The sequence below is a fragment of the Chloroflexota bacterium genome, from assembly GCA_040902225.1.
In the GTDB taxonomy this organism is placed as follows: Bacteria; Chloroflexota; Limnocylindria; order QHBO01; family QHBO01; genus CF-167.
Genome location: JBBDXT010000007.1, coordinates 411,367 through 428,891 on the forward strand (window position 1 = coordinate 411,367; position 17,525 = coordinate 428,891).

General features: G+C 68.4%; 22 protein-coding genes and 1 tRNA gene. 8 read left to right on the forward strand and 15 right to left on the reverse strand.

The window, feature by feature from the left end:
- Position 1: 1 nt before the first annotated feature.
- The 6 genes from WEB29_10675 to rsmG form a co-directional block, all read right to left on the reverse strand.
- Entirely contained in the window at positions 2–355 is a 354-nt protein-coding gene (locus tag WEB29_10675) for a MerR family transcriptional regulator (protein MEX2137394.1), read from the reverse strand.
- A gap of 149 nt (positions 356–504) precedes the next feature.
- On the reverse strand, positions 505–1,164 hold the full coding sequence (locus WEB29_10680; protein ID MEX2137395.1) for a TrkA family potassium uptake protein: 660 nt from the start codon (positions 1,162–1,164) through the stop codon (positions 505–507).
- 1 nt (position 1,165) lies between these two features.
- A complete protein-coding gene (locus WEB29_10685) occupies positions 1,166–1,717 on the reverse strand; it encodes a TrkA family potassium uptake protein (protein MEX2137396.1) in 552 nt (183 codons plus the stop codon).
- Complete coding sequence (locus tag WEB29_10690; GenBank protein ID MEX2137397.1) at positions 1,714–2,196, reverse strand: universal stress protein; 483 nt, start codon at positions 2,194–2,196, stop codon at positions 1,714–1,716. The genes WEB29_10685 and WEB29_10690 overlap by 4 nt, the downstream gene beginning before the upstream one ends.
- Positions 2,197–2,228: 32 nt before the next feature.
- The gene (locus WEB29_10695) at positions 2,229–2,951 is read right to left on the reverse strand and encodes a metallophosphoesterase family protein (GenBank protein ID MEX2137398.1); all 723 of its coding nucleotides are present in this window, start codon (positions 2,949–2,951) and stop codon (positions 2,229–2,231) included.
- 22 nt (positions 2,952–2,973) lie between these two features.
- Positions 2,974–3,732, reverse strand: coding sequence for a 16S rRNA (guanine(527)-N(7))-methyltransferase RsmG (gene rsmG / locus WEB29_10700; protein MEX2137399.1), 759 nt, complete (start codon positions 3,730–3,732; stop codon positions 2,974–2,976).
- A gap of 263 nt (positions 3,733–3,995) precedes the next feature.
- On the opposite strand from rsmG, the gene WEB29_10705 reads away from it, so the two are divergent.
- The 3 genes from WEB29_10705 to WEB29_10715 are packed head-to-tail and all read left to right on the forward strand — an operon-like array spanning position 3,996 to position 5,376.
- Entirely contained in the window at positions 3,996–4,388 is a 393-nt protein-coding gene (locus tag WEB29_10705; protein ID MEX2137400.1) for a hypothetical protein, read from the forward strand.
- Complete coding sequence (gene hpt, locus WEB29_10710) at positions 4,388–4,939, forward strand: hypoxanthine phosphoribosyltransferase (GenBank protein MEX2137401.1); 552 nt, start codon at positions 4,388–4,390, stop codon at positions 4,937–4,939. The genes WEB29_10705 and hpt overlap by 1 nt, the downstream gene beginning before the upstream one ends.
- Before the next feature lie 5 nt (positions 4,940–4,944).
- A complete protein-coding gene (locus WEB29_10715) occupies positions 4,945–5,376 on the forward strand; it encodes a hypothetical protein (protein ID MEX2137402.1) in 432 nt (143 codons plus the stop codon).
- Positions 5,377–5,388: 12 nt separating this feature from the next.
- Here WEB29_10715 and WEB29_10720 read toward each other — a convergent pair whose 3' ends face one another.
- From WEB29_10720 to WEB29_10745, 6 genes are all read right to left on the reverse strand, one after another.
- Positions 5,389–5,535 (reverse strand): hypothetical protein, encoded by a 147-nt coding sequence (locus tag WEB29_10720; protein ID MEX2137403.1) that lies wholly within the window; start codon positions 5,533–5,535, stop codon positions 5,389–5,391.
- An 8-nt stretch (positions 5,536–5,543) separates the two neighbouring features.
- The gene (locus tag WEB29_10725) at positions 5,544–6,257 is read right to left on the reverse strand and encodes an ABC transporter ATP-binding protein (protein MEX2137404.1); all 714 of its coding nucleotides are present in this window, start codon (positions 6,255–6,257) and stop codon (positions 5,544–5,546) included.
- On the reverse strand, positions 6,257–7,081 hold the full coding sequence (locus WEB29_10730) for an ABC transporter ATP-binding protein (protein MEX2137405.1): 825 nt from the start codon (positions 7,079–7,081) through the stop codon (positions 6,257–6,259). The genes WEB29_10725 and WEB29_10730 overlap by 1 nt, the downstream gene beginning before the upstream one ends.
- A gap of 11 nt (positions 7,082–7,092) precedes the next feature.
- Complete coding sequence (locus WEB29_10735) at positions 7,093–8,802, reverse strand: branched-chain amino acid ABC transporter permease (GenBank protein ID MEX2137406.1); 1,710 nt, start codon at positions 8,800–8,802, stop codon at positions 7,093–7,095.
- 4 nt (positions 8,803–8,806) lie between these two features.
- On the reverse strand, positions 8,807–9,886 hold the full coding sequence (locus WEB29_10740; GenBank protein ID MEX2137407.1) for a branched-chain amino acid ABC transporter permease: 1,080 nt from the start codon (positions 9,884–9,886) through the stop codon (positions 8,807–8,809).
- 108 nt (positions 9,887–9,994) lie between these two features.
- Positions 9,995–11,323, reverse strand: a complete 1,329-nt coding sequence (locus WEB29_10745) for a branched-chain amino acid ABC transporter substrate-binding protein (protein MEX2137408.1) — start codon at positions 11,321–11,323, stop codon at positions 9,995–9,997.
- Between the two features lie 187 nt (positions 11,324–11,510).
- Between WEB29_10745 and WEB29_10750 the strand changes: the two genes are divergently transcribed.
- Both WEB29_10750 and WEB29_10755 read left to right on the forward strand, forming a co-directional pair.
- On the forward strand, positions 11,511–11,981 hold the full coding sequence (locus tag WEB29_10750) for a GNAT family N-acetyltransferase (protein MEX2137409.1): 471 nt from the start codon (positions 11,511–11,513) through the stop codon (positions 11,979–11,981).
- 78 nt (positions 11,982–12,059) lie between these two features.
- The gene (locus tag WEB29_10755; protein ID MEX2137410.1) at positions 12,060–13,424 is read left to right on the forward strand and encodes an NYN domain-containing protein; all 1,365 of its coding nucleotides are present in this window, start codon (positions 12,060–12,062) and stop codon (positions 13,422–13,424) included.
- A 68-nt stretch (positions 13,425–13,492) separates the two neighbouring features.
- Here WEB29_10755 and WEB29_10760 read toward each other — a convergent pair whose 3' ends face one another.
- Positions 13,493–14,236: a YtxH domain-containing protein gene (locus WEB29_10760; protein ID MEX2137411.1), complete on the reverse strand. Its 744-nt coding sequence runs from the start codon at positions 14,234–14,236 to the stop codon at positions 13,493–13,495.
- Between the two features lie 222 nt (positions 14,237–14,458).
- Between WEB29_10760 and WEB29_10765 the strand changes: the two genes are divergently transcribed.
- The 3 genes from WEB29_10765 to WEB29_10775 are packed head-to-tail and all read left to right on the forward strand — an operon-like array spanning position 14,459 to position 16,214.
- Positions 14,459–15,571, forward strand: a complete 1,113-nt coding sequence (locus tag WEB29_10765) for an AAA family ATPase (GenBank protein MEX2137412.1) — start codon at positions 14,459–14,461, stop codon at positions 15,569–15,571.
- Complete coding sequence (locus tag WEB29_10770; protein MEX2137413.1) at positions 15,568–15,870, forward strand: acylphosphatase; 303 nt, start codon at positions 15,568–15,570, stop codon at positions 15,868–15,870. Before WEB29_10765 ends, WEB29_10770 begins: the two co-directional genes overlap by 4 nt.
- On the forward strand, positions 15,867–16,214 hold the full coding sequence (locus WEB29_10775; GenBank protein ID MEX2137414.1) for a hypothetical protein: 348 nt from the start codon (positions 15,867–15,869) through the stop codon (positions 16,212–16,214). The genes WEB29_10770 and WEB29_10775 overlap by 4 nt, the downstream gene beginning before the upstream one ends.
- Here WEB29_10775 and WEB29_10780 read toward each other — a convergent pair.
- Both WEB29_10780 and WEB29_10785 read right to left on the reverse strand, forming a co-directional pair.
- Entirely contained in the window at positions 16,211–17,206 is a 996-nt protein-coding gene (locus WEB29_10780) for an HD domain-containing protein (protein ID MEX2137415.1), read from the reverse strand. The two genes, WEB29_10775 and WEB29_10780, sit on opposite strands and share 4 nt — an antisense overlap.
- A gap of 30 nt (positions 17,207–17,236) precedes the next feature.
- Positions 17,237–17,312, reverse strand: a tRNA-Arg gene (locus WEB29_10785).
- Between the last annotated feature and the right edge of the window lie 213 nt (positions 17,313–17,525).

Consider the following 17,525-nt stretch of genomic DNA (forward strand, 5'->3'; position numbering starts at 1 on the left):
TTCAGCTTCGTGTCCCTTCAGTCGAGGCGCTCACCGGCTCCGGCGCGTCCTCCTCGACGTATCGCTCGACATCGTCTCCATCGAACAGGTCATAGACGCGGATCTTGCCCAGCGCCTCGAGCTGAAGGATGACCTTGACGCCCGCCAGGTTGACCCCCTGGCGTCGGGTGAGGAAGCGGATGATACGCACCCGCCTGATATCGGCCTCCGAATAGAGCCGGAGGTTATTGCGGCGTTGTGGGCAGAGGAGGCCCTCCTCCTCATAGATCCGAAGCGTGCGCGGATGCACCTGGGCCAGTTCGGCCGCGATGCTGATGAAGTACCGCGGACGCAGCGGGTCGCGGAGTGAGCTCATAAACCCTGCATAGTCAATGGAATTGCAAACGTGGCGATACCCTAAGGTCTATCAATGGCGTTGTCAATAGACCTACGGGAATTGGGGTAGGGCCATTCCTGGGCGGGCTCGGCTGGAACTCGCGCCGCCGGCGCTGGGCGCGGCGCCGCTTACTCCCCGATCAGCAGGCTGCGGAGCTCCGCCTCGTGCTCGGCCGAGGTGACGGCCAGCAGCTTGTCGCCGGCCCGCAGCGTGGTGTCCGGGCGGACGATGATGGCGTGCTCATCACGGACCAATACCGCCACCGAGCTCCCCTCGGGCAGCTCGAGGTCACGCAGCACCTTGCCGATCACCGGTGAGCTGGAATCCAGCTGCGCCTCGACGATCTGCACTTCGCCCCCCTCCAGCTCGGCGAGATGCAGGAGATCGTGGATGGGGATCTCGTGCTCGATCAGGGCAAGGATGCTGCGCGTAGGGCTGACGGTGTCGTCGATCGCCAGGCGCCGGAAGAGCGCCTCGTTCGTGGGGTTGTTGACCCGGGCGATGGCGCGCGGCACGTTGAACTTCATCTTGGCCACCTGGCAGGCGACGAGGTTGTCCTCGTCGTCGCCGGTCACGGCGGCCACAACATCCGCGCGTGCCATCCCGGCCTCGGCCTGGTAGCGCCCCTCGCAGCCGTCATTCGGGACCACGATGCTGCCGAGCTCGTCGGCGATGGTGCGCGCGCGCGCGGCGTCCTTCTCGATCATGACCACCTCGTGCCCGGCGGCCAGCAGCTCCTTGGTCAGGTAGTAGCCGACGTTCCCGCCGCCGATCACGACTACGTACATGTCAGCCAGCCTCGTCGCCGACCGCGGCTTCGTCGCCGGTCGCGGCTCCCTCGATCGCGGCCTCGGCCTTGGCCGCAGCCCGGGAACCGGCTGGCGGTAAGCCCTGTCGCGGCTCGGCCGTCGGCGGCTCCACCGCCCCGTTGGTCGCATCTGCCCCCTTTGTTGCGGCCACGACCAGCGCGTCGGCGAGGATCACGGTGCGGCACATCGTCTCGAGACCAAGCGTGCGGTAGGCCTCGGCACGCAGCGGGTCGTTGATCTTGGCGATCACGCGGGGGATGCCGAAGATGTGCTTCCCCAGCTGGGCCGCCATGGCGTTCCGGTTGTCACCCTCGCTCAGTGCCATGAGCAGGTCCGCGAGATCGGCTCCGGCACCGCGCAGGATGTCCTCGTCGCTGCCGCTGCCCCGCACCGTGACGCCGCCGAAGGTGCTCGGCAGCCGGTTGAAGGCGCGCTGGTCGACGTCGATCACGGTCACGTGGTCGCCGCGCTGGTCGAGCTCGGCGGCGGTGCGAGCGCCGACCCGCCCGCAGCCGATGATGATCACCCTCATGGCGTGTGCGCCAGCTCCTCCGTCTCGGCTCGAAGGCACCAGACCGGCGCCGTCGAGTTGCGCATGACGTACGGGACCGTCCGCCCAGCGTCCCATCCACCGCCGAAGCGTCGCTTATAGCGTAGTCCCATCACGATGAGGTCAACGTGTCGCTCAACGGCGTCGTCCACGATCGCGGCGCCGGCGGCCCGTGCCTGGGCGATTCCAGTCTCGACCTGCACCTCGTGCTCCGCCAGGAAGGCTTCGCCCTGGCCCAGCGCCTCGTCCGCAAAGGCGACCGCGGCCGGGTCCTGCGCGTCGAGCTGCCGTTCGAACGGGATCTCGATCACGTGCAGCAGGAAGGCCCGGCCGGCGGTACCGGCGAGCAGGATCGCGGTGAGGCGCAGCGCCGCGTCGTCCGCCTCGGTGCCGGCGAGCGGCACCAGGATGCGGTCGAAGGTGAGCAGGGCGGGACGCTTCTCGCGTCGGCCGAAGATCATGCCACCGATATCCTACGGCGCGTCGACACCGGTCAGCGACCGATTGCCAGCCGCTCGACGAGCCAGCGAGGCAGGCTCGCCTCGCGCATCAGGCGCTGCGTCAGCGCAATGTCGTAGCGGACCCGATGAAACTCGGCCATGCCCGCCTCGGTGTCGAGGATCAGGTACGACGCCTCGGGGTTCCCGTCGCGCGGCTGTCCAACGCTCCCAGGATTGATCAGGTCACGGCGCGCGTCGAGGGCGATGGGCGACGAGGCCGTGGCCGGGATCACCGTGATATGGATTCCATCGGCTCGATAGATGACCGGCAGATGGGTGTGGCCGAAGAGGCACCGGCGGGTCTCGAACGCGCCGAGGTTGGCCGCTGCGATGGCCGCGTCGGTGATGTACTCCCAGATCGGTTCGCGTGGCGATCCATGGACCGCCGTAAGCTCGCCGTCGCGACGCACCTCCGGCAGCGCGGCGAGGTAGGCGCGCGCATTCTCGTCGAGGACGGAGGTGGTCCACTTGATGGCGGCGGCGGCATCCGGGTTGAACCATGATGCATCGACCGTGCCGATCGCCGCGCCGTCGTGATTGCCCGTCACCGCCCGCGCGCCGAGCTCCTGCAGGCGGCGGATCACCTCGTTCGGCTGCGGCCCGTACCCGACGATGTCGCCGAGCACCCAGAGCTCGTCGTACGAGCCCAGCTCGTCGCAGACGGCGTCGAGGGCGGCGAGATTGGCGTGGATGTCCGACAGGACAGCGAGGCGCATGGGGCTCGGAGTATACCGAGGGTCAGCCGAGCGGCCGGCGGCCAGGCTCTCCGGGTCGGCGAGGGAAACGAGCCTCCGTGGCGCGCTCCTTCGGCACGATCACGAACCGATGTCCGCCGAGCGCCCTCACGCCAGGATCGGCGATGCGGAGCCGGCCGCCGCCGAGCTGGCGGCTGGCGTCTTGTCCGCGGCTGACCTCCTCGTCGGCCTCGGAGAGTGGGCCCTTCCACGCCACCAGCGAGCCCCCGATGGCCAGCAGCGGCAGGGCGAGCTCGGCCAGCACCGGCAGGGCGGCGCAGGCCCGGGCCGTGACCATTCCGTAGCGTTCCCGGTGGGCAGCACTGCGCCCGAGCGCCTCCGCGCGATCCGCGATGACAGCCACGTTCGCAAGGTTCAGTGCATCGGCGAACTCCGCCAGGATGGCTGCCTTCTTGCCAACCGAGTCAACCATCGTCCAGCGCAGCTCGGGCCGCGCCATGGCGAGCGGCAATGCGGGGAGCCCGCCGCCCGAGCCAAGGTCGATCGCTTCGCTCGGTGCGATACGGTCGATCTCCGGCACGGCGGCGAGTGAGTCGAGCAGGTGCAGGCGCGCCACCTCACCGGGCGACGTGACCCTGGTCAGGTTGAGCCGGCGGTTGGCGGCAAGGAGCAATCCCACGAAGCGCTCAGCTGCGTCGAGAAAGCCCGGGGGCAGGGTGCCCGCGATCGCCGGCACGTCGGCGAGCAGCTCTTCGAGTGCGTGTCGCGCCTCGGCTGCCTCGTCCTGATCGATGGTGGGCAAACGAAAATGCCTCTCCGGTGGCGTTTCAGTCTTCCCGGCCACGAGCGGTTGTCGGCCGGCTTTCGCATCGGCCCCGCGGGTGCCCGGTTACCGTACTCGGCCGCCGGGGAAGCAGGACGACTAGCGTACCAACCTGCGCCGGTGCGGGCAACCGGAGTTATCCACCAATCACCGCGGCGGGAGCCGACCTGTGGATAAGTCGCCGGGCTATACTCGCCTTCGATGACGCCAGGGGCCCGGCGGGCAGGTACGATCGGGGACCAGTGGCGGCGACGCTGACCACCGGCGCGCCGCGCTTCGCTCACCAGAGCGAGGCGGAACTGGCTCGGATCCTCGACTTCTACGGTGTCGCATGGCGGTACGAACCCGACCTCTTTCCCATCTCCTGGAACGCCGACGGCGTGGTGGTCGAGTCCTTCGCCCCGGACTTCTACCTGCCGGAGATCGACATCTACCTGGAGCTGACGACTCTGAAGCAGACCCTGGTGCGCAAGAAGAACCGCAAGCTGCGCTGGCTGCGCCAGCTTTACCCCGAGGTCCGCGTGAAGCTGTTCTACGCTCGTGACTTCCGGGCGCTGATGGTCAAGTACGGTCGGCTGGACTTCCTGGCCGACGTAGCTGCCATGAACGGGAATGGCCCGCTGAACGGACGTTGATGCACGCCGACGTCGAAGAGGTGCTGCTGAGCGGGGAGGAGGTCCAGACGCGCGTGGCGGAACTCGGGGCCCAGCTCGCGGCAGACTATGAAGGCCGGGAACCGGTCCTGGTGAGCGTCCTGAAAGGCTCGATCATCTTTCTCGCGGACCTGGTGCGCGCGATGCCGATCCCGCTCTCCATCGACCTGATGGAGGTGAGCAGCTACGGGACCTCCACCGAGTCGAGCGGCCAGGTGCGCATCCTGAAGGACCTCTCCACCTCCATCGAGGGGCGGGAGGTGATCGTGGTCGAGGACATCATCGACACCGGCCTGACCCTGAACTACCTGTTGCGCTACCTGCACGACAAGGGCCCCGCATCGATCCGCATCTGCTGCCTGCTCGACAAGCCGGCGCGCCGGCTGGCGCCGATCGAGATCGACTACCGCGGCTTCACCATCGCAGATCGCTTCGTGATCGGCTACGGCCTCGACTACGGCGAGCGCTACCGCAACCTCCCGTACATCGGCGTCCTGCGCCCATCGGTCTACAGCGCCGCCCCTCCGGCGTAGCCCGCATGCCCACCCCAGCGGGCGGCCGCTACCGTGTCCCAATCCTGCTCGGCAGCGTGCTGATGGTGGCCGCCGGCTTCCTGACCTGGTGGCAGGCCGGCGGCGAGAGCGTCGAGGGGGTGCCGATCCCGCCGAGCGCCGGGATCGGGCTCGAGGGGCCAGGGATCGTGGTCTACGGAGCCGCGCTGGCGACCCTGGTGCTGCTCGACATCGGCTACATGCGTGGCCGCTGGGGCTTCATCCTGGATGGGCCGTGGGTCTACCTCGCGATCGGCCTGGTCGCGGCGGCGGCGCTCGCGTATCGAATCTGGGAGCTGTGGTCGGTGGGATTCCTCCCGTTGCCGCAACGCTCGCCGGGACTGGCCGCTGCGGCGGTCGGGATCGGCCTGGTCCTGTACGGGGCGGGCCGGGGATTCGGCGCCCGGCGCCCGGCCTAGCGAGCGCCCGGCCTAGCGAGCGCTCGGCAGGAGCAGCGGGCTGATCAGGATCCAGCCGACGATGACTGCCAGCAGGAGGCCGCCCAGGATCAACATCGGCCGCAGGTCCGGCCGGTAGTCGCGCGGCGAGCGGCGGGGCGGAGGCGCGTCGCCGGACATCGGCTTGGCTAGATCTCGCCCAGGTAGGCCTGTCGCACTTGCTCATTGGCCGCCAGGTTGGCAGCCGTATCGGAGAGGATGATCTGGCCGCTCTGCAGCACATACCCGCGGCTCGCCACGTTGAGGGCCATGAGCGCGTTCTGCTCCACCAGCAGGATCGAGGTGCCCTGCGCGTGGATGCTGCTGATCGTGTCGAAGATGCTCTCCACCAGCGTCGGAGCCAGGCCCATCGACGGCTCATCGAGCAGCAGCACCTTCGGGCTGACCATCAGGGCACGCCCGATCGCGAGCATCTGCTGCTCCCCGCCGCTCAGCGTCCCGCCGGTCTGGCTGCGCCGTTCCTTCAGGCGCGGAAACATGTCGTAGGCGCGGTTGATGCCGTCGCGCACGTCGGCCTCGTTGGTCAGGGTAAAGCCGCCCATTCGCAGATTCTCGTCAACCGTCAGGCGGGCAAAGGTCCGGCGACCCTCGGGAACCTGGACCACGCCTCGCTCAACGATGTGATGGGGCTGAACCTTGCCGAGGTCCTCGCCCGCGAGCTTCACACTGCCGGATCGCGGTCGCACCAGGCCGCTGATGCAGTTGAGCGTCGTCGTCTTGCCGGCGCCGTTCGCCCCGATCAGGGTGACGATCTCCCCGTCGCCGACGGAAAGCGAGACCTCGCGCAGGGCGTGGATGTTCCCGTAGAACGCGTTGATCTCATGAACTTCCAGGAGGGCCATCAAGCTTCCGAGCCCGCAACTTCGTTGGCCGCCGCCCCCGGGACCGTGGCACCGGCCTGTGCCGCCCCCCGTCCCAGGTACGCCTCGATGACGCGGGGGTTGGTCTGGATCTCGCGCGGCGTTCCCTCGGCGATCTTCTCGCCGTAGTCCAGGACCGTTATCCGCTCGGAGATGCCCATCACCACCCGCATCTCGTGCTCGATCAGGAGAATCGTGATCCCCAGCTCGTCGCGCAACCGGCGGATGAATTCGGTCATCTTGCGGGTTTCGGCCGGATTCATGCCGGCGGTGGGCTCGTCGAGCAACAGCAGGCGCGGCTGGGTGCTCAGGGCCCTGGCGATCTCTAACCGTCGCTGGTCGCCGTACGGGAGCTCGCTGGCCTGGCTCCTCCCGTGCCCGCGGATGCCGACGAAATGGAGAAGGCGAAGGGCCTCCTCGTGGGCCTTCTCTTCCTCGAGGCGCACGGCCGGCGTCCTCAGGACCGCCCCGATCCATCCCGATTCCAGGAAGTGATGCTGGCCGACCAGGACGTTTTCAATCGCCGACATGCCGGCGAAGAGCCGGATGTTCTGGTACGTGCGAGCGATGCCCAGCCGAGAGATCTGGTCGCGTCGGAGCTTGTCGATCGACTGCCCCTCGAACTGGATCTCCCCTTCATCAATGCGGTACCAGCCGGCGATGCAGTTGAAGAGGGTCGTCTTGCCCGCTCCGTTCGGCCCGATCACGCTCACGATCGCCCGCTCTTCGATCTCGAGGTCGAGGTCGCGGACGGCGACGAGTCCTCCGAAACGCTTTGTGACGCCCTTGGCGACCAGCTGCGGCATGGCCCGTCTCCCTAGCTGCTCTCGGTCGGCGCAGCAACCACCGTATCCGCGCCGAGCTCGGAGCTTTCGAGATGCACCTCACGGGCCGCGAACCTGGTCGGCATCAGCCCCTCGGGCCGATACAGCATCATCAGGATCAGGGCGGCACCGTAGAACAGGAACCGATACTCGGAGAACTCGCGGAACAGCTCTGGCACCCCGATCAGGAAGATCGCGCCGAGCACCGCGCCCGGGATGCTGCCCATGCCGCCCACCACCACGATGGCGACCACGTTGATGGAGACGAAGAGCTGGATGCTGCTCGAGAAGATCGAGCCCACCAGTGAGCTGAAGATGCCGCCACCCAGGCCGGCGAATCCGGCCCCCAGCACGTAGGCGAGGATCTTGGTCTGCACCAGGTTCACCCCCAGCGCCTCCGCCACGTCCTCGTCCTCACGGATGCTGAGCCAGGCACGCCCGATTCGCGAGCCGCGCAGCCGCCAGGCAACGAACGCGATCAGGACGGCACAGGCGATGGCGATGTAGTAGATCTGGGCCGGCCCGGCTAAGAAATGCGTCGGCTCCACGTCGATCGGCTTGGGGATGTTGAGGATTCCTCGCGGGCCACCCAGCCATGGCTTCAGGACATCGGAGCCCGCCAGGATGCGGATGATCTCGCCGAAGCCAAGCGTTGCGATGGCCAGGTAGTCGCCCCGAATGCCCAGGATCGGCAGGCCAAGGATGGCGCCAAAGACCATGGCAAAGAGCACGGCGAAGGGGATCGCCGCCCAGAATGGCCAATCGGCAAGGCCGAACTCGGCCGTCGAGGTCAGCAGGCCGACGGTGTAGGCCCCGACCGCGAAGAAGGCCACGAACCCCAGGTCGAGCAGCCCGGCCAGGCCCAGCGTGATGTTCAGGCCCAGACCCATCAGCACGTACAGCGCGACAAGGGCGACCACCTGGGCCACGAACGGGCCGAGCGCCTGGGGAAGGACGAGCACGGCGATGGCGGCCATCGCGAGAAGCGGCCAGGTCACCAATCGTTGCTGTGCCGGCGCCATCGCTTTCACCCGATCTCGCACCCGCGTGTAGAAGAGCAGCTCGCCCCCGCCAACGAACAAAACCACCGTCACGATCGCGCCGACGATGGTCAGGCCGAGCGGTGCGAAGAGCAGCCGACCCAGCCCGGCGAGCGGGGTGGAGAGCATCGCGGTTCGGAGGATCCCGGCGAAGAGTCCTGCCAACAGCAGGGTCAGCACGAACGTCGTCAGCGGACGGCGGGAAGCTATTGGCAGTTTCGCGCCAACGCTCCCCGCGGCGCCCAGCACCGCCCCGATGACGATCGCAATCCAGCTGCCCGCAAGCCCGTTTCCGAACGTCAGGATCTCGTACAGCGCGGGAGAGGCGTTGAGGAAGGCCGCCCGCACGTTGATCAGCTCGCCCAGGATCACGAGGGCGGTCAGCCCGGCCCCGGCAATCGACCCGGCGAGCGCACCCGGCAGCACCGTCAGGCGGCCTCGCACCTCGGACGTCCGCGCGGCCATCAGCCCGGTCCACAGCAGCGCAAGCACGATCGCGGTCTGGCCGAGCGAAATGACGTCCTTGATCAGGGGTCGCGCGTGGAAGACCGGGACGATGCCGACGAGGCAAAGGAAGATCGCGACGGCCGCACCGATCAGCCCGACCCGGATCACCGCTCTCCACGGCACCTCGGCGAATCCAACGCTCGCGTCCTGCATCATCGGGTCAGGCTCGGTGCGCGACGCGTTCGCCCAGGATCCCCGACGGACGGAAGATGAGCACCAGGACCAGCATGGTGAAGGCAATCACATCCCTGAGCTGGTTGGGCGACGGGACGCCGAGACCACTAAGGAACAGCGTTGGGCCGACCCCCTCGACCTGGCCGAGGAAGATTCCGCCAAGCATGGCGCCGGGGATGTTTCCGATCCCGCCGAGCACCGCCGCGGTGAATGCCTTGATGCCGGGCACGAATCCGGTGAAGAAGTAAACCTGGCGGAAGATCAGGCCGTACAGCACACCGGCCGCCCCCGCCATGGCGGCCCCGATCGCAAACGTCATCACGATGGCCCGGTTGACGTCGATCCCCATCAATGCGGCGGTCGCCTTGTCCTCGGAGACAGCCCGGATTGCGGTGCCGGCCCTCGTCCGCTGTGTGAAGAAGAAAAGGCCGGCCATCATGACCAACGCGGACACGATGACGAGCACGTCGATCCACTTCATGCGGAACCCCTCCAGGCCCAAGGGCACCTGCGCATCGAGGATGCTCACCGTCGGGTACGCATAGATGCCGGGTCCGAAGAACCCGCGAAACATGTACTGGAGGAAGAATGACGCCCCGATGGCGCTGATCAGCGGCACCAGGCGGGGGGCGTTCCGGAGCGGTCGATAGGCGATCCGCTCCACCAGCAGGGCGAGCGTCACCGAGACCACCATGGCCCCGGCCAGCATGACCACGACCGAGATGATGGAAGTCAGGGGGTTGAGGTTCAGGAAACCGATGCCGGCCAGCAACGTGGCAACGAAGTAGCCGCCGAAGGTGCCGGCCATGAAGATCTCGCCGTGCGCAAAGTTGATCAGTCGCAGGATGCCGTAGACCATCGTGTAGCCGAGGGCGATGAGCGCGTAGATGCTGCCCACCACCACGCCGCTCACGACGAGGGCGAGCCAGGTCTCTGCGGAGTGCCGCCCGCTCCCGATCGTCAGGGCCGAACCCACGACGACGAGGAGAACGACGCCGATGCGGAATCCCCACAGGACGCCCGCGATGGCGCCGTCCATGATCCGCTCGATGACCCTGGCGTACATGTGGATCTGGCAACCTCAAGGAGAGCAGTTGACAAATCGGAGGACGAGCCGGGTTGCCCCGGCCCGTCCTCGAGTCGCTTTCAGGTGAGTTGGGAAGTCCCCGTGGAGCTACTTCGTATAGAAGTCCGGCTCCGGCGCCCAGATGGGTGCCTCGGGCGGCCAAACAGGCGGCGTCTGGACCTCTCGCTCGGTGACTTCGTAGACAGCGAGGATGGGCGCGCCGCAGTCGCCAGAGGCGTTGCAGTTGAGCGGGCCGGTCAGGCCCTCGACGCCCGTGCTTGCGTACAGCGCGTCGCGGTACGCAGTTCTGGGGATGAAGGTCGCCCCGTCAGCCCCGACCACAGCCACCTTCTCGAGCGCTGCGAACACGAGTGTCGCCGCGTCATAGGCGTGTGCGTGGAAGATGCTGAGCGGCTCGCCGCCGTACGCCGCGCGGTGCTTCGCCAGGAAGTCCTGGTAGGCAGCCGTGAACTGCGACGTGTCAGGGCTCGAGATCAGCTGCCCAACTGCTGCAGGGCCAGCGGCCTTGATGTAGTCGGGGGAGAAGGTCCCGTCTGCGGACATCAGGACGACGTCCTCGAGGCCGGGGGTGTCCTTCGCCTGGTCAGTGAGGAACCCGGCTCCGGCAATGAAGACCGGGAAGAAGATCGCGTCCGGCGGGTCTGCGGCGATCGCAGTGAGCACAGCGCTCATGTCCGTATCCGTCTTGGCGATGGCCTGGCTTCCGTCGGTGGTGATCGTACCGCCCAGCTCCTCGAAGTGGGTCCTCGCGACCTCCGCCAGCGCCTCCGCGTAGCCGCTGCCGTCGTGGACGGTCGCAAGCTTCGTGAGGCCGAGCTCGTTGTACAGGTACTCAGCCACCATCCTGCCCTGGAAGTAGTCGCTGTGGGCGGTGCGCAGGAAGGCCGCGTACTCTTCGGGCCGATCCGGGACAGTCAGCCCGGCGCGGGTTGCCGACGACGAGACCGTGGTCATGCCGGCGTCGAACAGGGTCTGCATGCCGCCGAGCGACTCGTCGGTGCAGTTCGGGCCGATGAGTCCGGCAATGGTGGTGTCAGCGGCCAGCTTCTGGGCCGCGGTCGCGCCACCCTCCGGGGTGCACAGGCCGTCCTCGGTGGTGAACTGGATGTCATGGCCGAGCAGCGTATTGTCGATATCGGCGATAGCGATCTCCACGCCGCGCTTGGAGTCTTCGCCGAGGGTGGCATCCGCGCCCGACAGGACTCCCCAGTACACGATATGGAGCGGCTCGCCGCTCGGGATCTCAACGCAGCCCAGCTCATCGGCTGCGCAGACCGCGGCCGCGTCGAGGCTCGCCGCAGCGCTTTCCGCAGCGCTTTCGGCAGTGCTCTCCCCGGGGCTGCTGGCGGGTTGACACGCCGCAAGAACGAGGAGCATGCCCGTCAGGACAGCGCTCCATCGGAAGGTATTTCGCATCCAGTGATCCTCCAATTGCTCGGGTAGGCGCGAGCACGCCGGCTCAGTAAAGAGTGGGGCGCATCATAAGGGCGCTCTTCGCTGCAGCGCAAGAGGCCCGTGCTCAGAGTGCTCCCAGGGTGGCGTGGTATGCTTCCTTGGGTACGTCTGCAGCCCACGCGCTGCGTTTCGCTCCCGAGAGGCTCCCGTGGAGTATCACGTCCGCAGCGCCCGCCTGACCGATGTCGACGCCGCGATCCGCATCCTGATGCGCGATCCGGCCGATCCCGACCAGCAGCGCCAGGACACCGATCGGCTTCGCAACCTGCTCTTCGTTCCGTCGGCCACCGTGGTCGTCGCCGAGGCAGAGCGCCGGGTGATCGGCATCGGGGTCCTCTCGATCCGGCCCTCGGTCCGCTCGGGTCCGTTCATCGGCGTCATCGATGAGCTCGGAGTGGCCACCGAAACGGGTCGGTCGGGGAGCGCCGCGCCGGCCGCAGACGCCGCGCAGCTCAAGGGGTTGGGTGACTCGATTCTCGAGCACCTGGTCACCTCGGCGCGCAATAAGGGTTGTACGCGCGTGGATGTCACCGATCCTCTCGCCACCGCCGAGCCGGCGCTGCTGAAGCGCGCCGGGTTCGCGAGACGAGGGGCGCTGCTGAGCCGCGCCGCCGGCTGATTCGTTCAGACGGGGCGCGCCGTGGCCGGGACCCCGCAGCGTCAACCGCATCGGAATCGAAACCTAGGAGAAGCTCACTTGAGCAAGAACGTGGCCGTCTTCGTTGACGTTGCCAACCTTTACTACTCAGCCCGTGGCCTGGAGGTCGACGTCGATTACGTCGCGCTCCTCAAAGCGGCCACCAAGGGGCGCGACCTGATTCGCGCCTACGCCTACTCCGGGCTCGACCCGGAAAACGAAAACCAGCGCAAGTTCATCGACTTCCTGGGCAAGAACGACTACAAGGTCGTTCACAAGGACATCCGCAAGTTCGGAGATGGCCGCGTCAAGGCCAACCTGGACATCGAGCTGGTGGTCGATCTCTTCCGCCTCGCCGATCGTATGGATATCGCGGTGATCGTGTCGGGTGACGGCGACTTCGCTCCCGCCATCCGCGCGCTGCAGGACAAGGGTGTCCGCTGCGAGGTGATCAGCTTCCGGCCAAACACCAGCTCGGATCTGATCGCCGTTGCCGACGAGTTCATCGACATCATGAAGATCATCGGCATCGGGCGCGGCAAGGATGCCGACAAGGCCAGCAAGGTGATGAGCGCCCCGCCGATGCCCGCCAAGGAGGTCGTCCCCGAGTTCGGGTTCCGCGAGGCGCCCGCCGCGGTGGCAGCTGCCGCCCTGGCGGCGATCCGCGAAGGCGGCGCCAAGCCCGCACCTCGTGGTCGCGGGCGTGGTGGCGCGCGCTCCGAGCCGGTCAGTGTCGAGGTCATGGCGCCGGGAAATGAGGAACCCCCCGCGGCCGCGACGGCGGCCGAGCCGGCCGCTGATGGTGCCACCGGCGAGGCTCGCCGGCGCCGGCGCCGCCGTGGAGGTCGGGGACGCGGCCGCGGTCGCGGGCGAACTGATGAGGCGGCCGCCGAGGTGACGGGCTCATCCCCAGCCGCCGATGCGCCGATCGGCTGGACCGAGCTTGATGACATCTCGCAGGTCGGCGCGGCCGACACTGACGAGGCGCGCGAGTACTCCTTCGAGGAGGCCGATGCCGCGACACTGGCCGAGCTTGGCCTGACCCCCTCCGATGAGGTGGCAGCAGCTCCCGCTTCGGAGGCTCCCGCCGCACAACCCGCCAGGGCGAGGCGTGGCCGCAAGCCGGTCGAGGCACCAGCTGAGCCCGAGCCGGTCGAGGCTCCCAAGCCGAGACGCGGCCGCGCTCGACCGGCCGCTGCCGCGAAGGCGCCGTCCGAGGACGCCGCGGTCAGCGCCACGCCCAAGCCACGAGGCCGGACCGCGAAAGCAAAGAGCGGCGACGCTGCAGAGCCAACCTCGCCAAAGCCCCGAAGCAGGTCCCGCGCCAAGCCAGCCGCCGAGCCGGCATCCGTTGAAGAGTCCGCGGAGGGCGCCGAAGAGGGCATCTGGCAGCGGTTCCGCGGCGCCAGGTCCAAGGCTCCCTAGCTCCCCGGACGCAGAGAGACCGGCTCGCGGGCCGGTCTCTGGCGGAGATGTCCGATTGAGCTTGGGGTCTACTCCACCTCGTCGATGGTCGTCGGCCGCGGGGTTCGCTTGCGGGCCGCCGTGGGCGGTGTGACCTTCGGGGGCTCGACCGCTTCGATGAGCGGCTCGTCGATCGGTTCGCCGTTCGTCTCGCCGATCCCCTCCGGGCGCTGGAAGATCGGAACCCACTCGCCCGCCGACGCGGCCGCGTCGCGGGCGCGGGTCGCAACCTCGCGAGCGCCGGTGGAAGCGACCTCCCGAGCGCGGGTCGCCGCATCCTTGGCGGTGACGGCCAATTCATCGCGCATCTGACGGCCCGCCTTCGGGGCGGTCAGGATGGCCGCGATGAGGCCTGCCGCTGCCCCGAGCAGGAGGCCGCCGAAGAATGATCCCCAGTGGCGTCGCTCGCGGCGGGCGCGAAGGCCCATCCGTACCGCGGCGTCATCGATCAGCTCACGCGCCACCGGGACCGCGGCGCCGGCCGCGCCGAGCGCGACGGTGCGCTTGTTCCACAGCTGGTTGAGGCCGGGAAGCATCTCCTGTCGCCAGGCGCGGCTGCCCCAGCGCAGGGCATCGCGACCCGCGCGTGCGGCATCGCGACGGATCGGTTCGGCGTCGCGCCAGCTGGTGGCTGCGCGCTCAGAAGCCAACTCTGCGGCTTCGCCGATGGCCGCCACGAGGGCACGGCCGCGCTTCGTTACGTTGTCCTGGATCTTCGGGTCGAACAATCGCTCGACCATCGACCTGGCATTGGTCGTTACCTGATCGGCCATGGCTGACATCTCCTTGGTTCTCAGGTTGGGGGCGAGCCCCAAGTATCGCATCAATCCCCGGATGGCGCCCCGCCGGCCGCCTGACGGTGCGGCGGATCCGGTTGCCGGCCGGCCGCCAGCGCGCGTGCCCGAGCGGTTCGGCGGGGCCACGGCATCCTGGCGACCGGGGGCTGATCGGCTCCTTACCAGGGGCTTACCGGCTGCCCTGCCTATACTCCGGCGATGACTGAAATGGCCTCCGCGGCAGGGTTTCGCAGCCTTGGGCAGGCGACCTCGCGCACCATCGTTCAGCGATCGGCGGCCCGTGGTCGCCTGCAGCGCACGCTCCTGGTCCACGGCCCCGCCGGCAGCGGCAAGGGTGCGTTCGTCGACGACCTGCTGGCGCTGCTCCTCTGCCAGTCGGTCGACGGGGAGCGGCCCTGCAACGCCTGTCCGGGTTGCCGCCAGGCGCGGGCCCGGACCCATCCGGACCTCGTGATCGGATCGCCGGAGCGGTGGCGGGACGATCGATCCACCGGCGAGAGCATTGTCGCGGCGGCGCGCAGCTGGCTGGCCGACAGCGCCGGTGCGCCGATCGTCGGTGAGCGACGCGTCATCCTGGTCGAGGGTGTCGATCGGGCCAACGAGCAGACCCAGAACGCGCTGCTGAAAGCGCTCGAGGAGCCGACCAGCCGGCACATGTTCGTCCTGGTGGCCGACGAGCCGGCGCGGGTCCTGCCCACCATCCGATCACGGAGCCAGGCGCTGCGGGTCGGGGCCGTGCCGCGTGCCGAGCTGGTCGCATGGCTCGTCGATCGCGAGCGCCTGCCCGCCGACCAGGCCGATGCGCTGGCACGCATCGCGGACGGCATGCCTGGCACGGCGATCGGCTTTGCCCGCGCCCCTCGGCTGGTGGATTGGCGAAATCGAACGCAGCGCGAGCTGCTGGACCTGCTGAGACGGGGCCGGGCGGATCGCTTCGGCTCCGTCCGCGATCTGCTGGAGGATGCCGCGCGCATCGGCATCGAGCAACCCACCGAGAACGACGTGCAGGTGGTCGAGGAGGGTGCCCGCCCGACCGGCGGCGCGCAACGCGAAGCCGCGCTTCTCGTCGTCGAAGCGTGGCTCGGCCTCACGCGCGACCTCGCCGTTGCCGCCGCGGGCAGACCGCAGATGGCAGCAGCGATCGCGCTCGATCGCGATCAGCCAGGGCTCGCGGAGCAGATCGGCCAGACCGCGATCCACGACTTCATCGAGCTGCTCCAGCGAATCCGCGACGGCCTGCGCCAGAACGCTGCGCCCCGCCTGGCACTCGAGGTGGCAATGCTCGCCTGGCCGACGCTGGCGCCTCGGTGAGTGGCGCGTCTGCGGGGGACCTGGAGCGCCTCTCCGCGACCATCGTCGGAAGGGTGCAGGGCGTTGGATTTCGCTGGTGGGTACGCTCGGCCGCGGACCGCATGGGCCTGACCGGCTGGGTCATGAACGGTGCCGACGAGCGATCGGTGGAGCTGGTTGCCGAGGGACCCGCGGCGTCGCTCGATCAGTTTGAACGGCTCTTGCGCGAGGGACCTCCGGGTGCGGCGGTCGATCGGGTGGAGGCCATTCGCTCCCCGGCGTCCGGCAGCTACGGCCGCTTTCAGATCACCCGGCCGTGAACTGGCGCGCGCTTGGCTGCGGCACGCTGGCCATCGTGCTCTTCCTGGCGGTCGCGCTGTGGGGCATGTCGAAGGCATTCGACCGTCTCGAGGGCTGCCCGGCCAGGCTGCAATGGGGCGACCGTGTCTACCTGTCGAGCGGGTCTCCACGCCCAGAGCCGATCTTCGCCGAGGGTTCGCCGATAGAGCTCGGCTCAACCTTCATCGGGCTGACCACCCGCCGGGTGTGGGGTCCGCCGGGCAGCGCGCCATCGCAATCGGCAACGGACCGGCCGAGTCGCATCTTCCTCGACTGCGACGACGGCAGCGTCCTGCTCTTCGCCGCCGAGAGCGCCGCGCCCTAGTCGGACTGTCCCATCTGCTGGTGGGCGGCCAGCGCGTAGCGGTCGGTCATGCCGGCAACGTAGTCGGCGACCTGGGTGATGAGGGGAGCATCCGCCTCCCGATAGGTGGCCGGGATCTGATCGGGATGCGCCAGGTGGTGGTCGACCAGCGCGCGCAGGGTGTCGATCGCGACCCGCTGCTCGCGGAGCAGGGACGGCGCGAGGTAGACCTGCTCGAACATGAACGCGCGCAGGTCGTGCATCACGGTCAGGGTCTCATCATCCATCCGCACCTCCCCCACCCGCAGCGAATGCTCGAAAACCGCATCGATCATCTCGCCGACCCAGACTCGTCCCGGCTCTCCGAAGCGCGCCATGACGGCGGGCGGGAAGGAGTTGGCCGCCAGGACGCCCGCCCGGATGGCGTCGAGCGCATCGTGGGTGAGGTACGCGATGCGGTCCGCGTAGCGGACGCAGAGTGCCTCCTGCGTCGACGGCGGCGGGTCGATCTTCCAGGAATGGGCCCGGATTCCGTCCCGCACCTCCCAGGTCAGGTTGAGGTCCTCGAGCACCTCGTAGACCCGCACGCTCTGTGCGGCGTGGTGCCAGCCGTCGGGTGGGAAGTACTGCGACAACGCCTCCTCGCCGGTGTGACCGAACGGGGTGTGACCGACGTCGTGGCCCAGTGCGATCGCCTCGGCCAGCGGCTCGTTGAGGGAGAGGCCGGCGGCCAGCGCGCGAGCGATCTGCGCCACCTGCAGGGTATGGGTCAGGCGGGTGACGAAGTGATCGCCCTCTGGGTTCAGGTAGACCTGCGTCTTGTGCTTCAGGCGCCGGAACGCCTTCGAGTAGATGATCCGGTCACGGTCGCGCTCGTACGCCGTGCGGAACCGATCGGGCTCTTCGGGGCGCACCCGGCCACGGCTCCGCGTGGATCGCGATGCCGGGGCGGAGAGGCGTTCTTCCTCCTCCTCCTCGCGCGCGTGCCGGTCACGCCGGATCAGGCCTGGCATGAACCGATGATGACCGATGAGGGAGGGAACTGGCGCGCCGGACAGGATTCGAACCTGCGACCTTCGGCTCCGGAGGCCGACGCTCTATCCACTGAGCTACCGGCGCGCGAGGGGAGGCGAGTCTACCGGAAAGGAGAAGGCCCCTCCGAAGAGGGGCCTTCCGTTGCTGCCGGATTCGCTAACCGCAAGGGCATCTTTCACGAGCGGTTTCCCGCTCTACCCTTACCCAAACCTACCCATGGCCTTGCGATCAGTGGTGAATCGCTGTGCGAACAGCCCCGAAAGGATACGCCCCAGGTCGGGTATGGGTCAATGGTTG